Annotated in this window: 2 protein-coding genes; both read left to right on the forward strand. The window is 42.1% G+C overall.

What is annotated here, in order from left to right; genetic code table 11:
- Nucleotides 1-367: 367 nt before the first annotated feature.
- Nucleotides 368-2,551: an AAA family ATPase gene (locus tag D6774_00425; protein RME78644.1), complete on the forward strand. Its 2,184-nt coding sequence runs from the start codon at nucleotides 368-370 to the stop codon at nucleotides 2,549-2,551.
- Between the two features lie 192 nt (nucleotides 2,552-2,743).
- A partial coding sequence (locus D6774_00430) for a CBS domain-containing protein (protein RME78645.1) occupies nucleotides 2,744-3,278 on the forward strand: 535 nt, incomplete at its 3' end.

Consider the following 3,278-nt stretch of genomic DNA (forward strand, 5'->3'; position numbering starts at 1 on the left):
GAATCCCTAAAAAAGAGGACAAGAAGAAATCAAAACGCATAGCTGTGAAATAAACATGACGTAACTACAGCATTAAACTAGCAAACACCCACAAAACACACATAACAACAAGTACGAAAACACGTACAAAGACACAACGTAGTCATTCCAACGAGTTGAGAAGAATTTGGAAAAGCCACCAACTCACAAGCTGTGTGCGTGCAGCACTCAACTCGTTGGAATGACTTCCCACTTCCCAAAAACAACATCGACAACCATTGCCTTCGCAAGTATTGATGCGAATGCGTTGCGAGAGCTACCAAGACAATCAAATGCAAAACCAACACATCGACCGACACAACAATCAACACAACAAAGGTGATGACCAATGAAACCAAACAACAACAATACAAACCCAACAATGCAACTCAGAGTCACAGAATCATTTCAAGATGACGTAGGACGATCAATCGCAAGACTTCCTTCTGCAGTCATGGATAAATTAGGACTTGATTCCGGCGACTTTATCGAAATAAAAGGAAAAGGAAAAACCGTTGCTTCAGTAAGAAGGCTTCCTCATGAAACTCTCACTGATCAGTCAGAAGCGATTATCAGAATAGATGGAAATCTAAGATTTAACGCAGGAGTTTCTCTTGGAGACACCATTGAAGTAAGAAAAGTCTCCTGCGAAGACGCAGAAGAAGTAGTACTCTCCCCTGTTGAGCGCGTTCAATTTAGCGGAGACCCAACACACTACTTCCACACAAGACTCTTAGAAAGACCTCTTGCAAGGGGACAAAAAATAGAAATTGACGTTATGGGAACACAACTGCACTACGTTGTGACCAAAGTATCCCCAAACACTTACGTAAAAGTAACTCCCAAAACACGACTTACCATCTCAGATAAAGTAGTCAAAGCAGAATCACTCAAGATTCCCGATGTGAGCTACGAAGACATCGGAGGACTAAGTAATGAGATTGACATGATTCGTGAGATGGTGGAATTACCCATCAAACATCCCGAAGTATTTCAACGTCTAGGAGTAGGCGCTCCAAAAGGAGTACTTCTCACAGGACCTCCAGGAACAGGAAAAACACTCCTTGCAAAAGCAGTAGCAGCAGAAACAGATTCGACATTCTACTCTATTGCTGGACCTGAAATTATGAGCAAATACTACGGAGAGAGTGAAAAACAGCTAAGAGATATCTTTGAAGAAGCAAACAAAAACGCACCTTCAGTCATCTTCATTGATGAAATAGATTCCATCGCTCCAAAAAGAGGAGAAGGAAAAGACCAAACAGAAAAAAGAATTGTAGCACAGCTCCTCACTCTTATGGACGGTCTCTCATCAAGAGGTGATGTTGTTGTAATGGCAGCAACGAACCGGCCGGATGACATTGATGAAGCTCTTAGACGACCTGGACGATTTGACAGGGAAATCAAAATCTTACCTCCTGATGAACGTGGAAGAAAAGAAATCTTCAAGATTCACACTAGAGGAATGCCTCTTGCAAAAGACGTAGACTTTGATTACCTTAGCAGAAAAACCATAGGGTTTACAGGAGCGGATATAGAGGTGCTCTGTAAAGAAGCAGCACTCAAGGCATTAAAACCATACATCCCGAGCCTCAAAGAGCACTCCGTAAAAGTTCCAGCAAACGTCCTTGAAAAAATAGAAGTAAATCTTAGCCACTTCAAAGAAGCACTAAAACACGTAGAACCCTCTGCGATGAGAGAAGTACTTATCGCAAAACCATCTACAAAATGGGAGGACATCGGAGGACTTGAAAGTGCAAAAGAACAACTCAGAGAGATTGTTGAATGGCCACTCAAAGATCCTGAAAGCTTCAAGAAATTCGGAGTGAAAGCTCCAAAAGGAGTACTTCTCACAGGACCTCCAGGAACAGGAAAAACACTCCTTGCAAAAGCAGTAGCAAACGAGGCTGATGCAAACTTCATCGCAGTCAAAGGACCCGAACTCATAAGCAAATGGGTTGGCGAGAGTGAAAAACACATAAGAGAAATTTTCAAAAAAGCAAGACAACTCGCACCTGCAATTATCTTTTTCGATGAGTTTGACAGCATATCAAAGGTAAGAGGAAACTCTCTTACCGACTCAACGGAAAGAATGGTCAACCAACTCCTCACCGAACTTGATGGTATTGAAGGGCTTGACCAAGTATCAATCATCGCAGCAACCAACAGACCAGAGCTCATTGATCCAGCACTCACACGACCTGGACGCATTGAGCTCAAAATAGAAATCGGATTGCCTGATGAGCGTTCAAGAAAGGACATCCTCAACGTACACACCAAGGGCATGCCCCTTGCAAAAGATGTCAAGATTGAAGAGCTCGCAAAGAAAACAGATGGTTGGACTGGCGCAGAGCTTGAATCCCTATGCAGAGAAGCAGGCCTTGAAGCAATGCGTAAATACAAGCAAGGAGAGAACAAAGAAGGAACCGTCAAAAAAGAACACTTCGAAAAAGCATACAAAAAAATAGGCGAACAAATAGGCAAGTATGCCGATTCAGACAAAACAAAGGGAGCAAAAACAAAGAAAAAATAGTTGCAACAAAAAACAACCAACCTTTGCTCCAACACTTCGCACGAACTGGCTCGCGTCACGAATAACTGACGCGAACCAGCAGGCGAATCAAAAACAAAACAACACTAGAAAACAATCAAGGGTGCATTAGTACGACAGGCATGTCAGCGCACCTAAACAGTAAAATGCCGCAAGAAATGAGGTGAAAACACCATGAACAAACAAAATACACACGAAAACATGCAAGGAAATACAGGTACAACAGAACACAACGGTGGCAATATGTCTCTCTTACATTCAAGTGTTAAAGATGCTTGTGTACAGCGTTACAAAACCATTCAGATGGAAGACACGCTCGCAAAAGCAACAACTCTTTTCGATGGTGAAACTGACGTACTCTTCGTTTTTGATGATAAAGAATACAAAGGATCACTCACTCACAGAGCAATCATAAGAAGCGGCCTTGACAAAGAAAACACAAAAGTCAAAAGATTAGTTCAACACACCCCAACAATAACAGAAGATACCACCCCTCTTGAATGTGCTAGACTCATGGTCGAAAATGACGTTATGGCACTACCCCTTTTCATCGAAGGAAAACTAAGCGGGGTTGTAACTGCAGACTCCCTCTTAGAGCACCTTAAAGAAGACTTCTTCTCAAAGAAAAAAGTAAGAGATGTCATGTCCGGAGATGTTATCATCTGCGCTCCACAAGACCCCTTATCAAAAGTAATAAACATTTTCAAAA

This window comes from Candidatus Woesearchaeota archaeon (genome assembly GCA_003695435.1).
Classification (GTDB): Archaea; Nanobdellota; Nanobdellia; order Woesearchaeales; family UBA11576; genus J101.

Bases quoted from the DNA above. Each gene is read 5' to 3' on its own strand.
- D6774_00425 (RME78644.1), top strand. From the start codon at position 368: ATGAAACCAAACAACAACAATACAAACCCAACAATGCAACTCAGAGTC.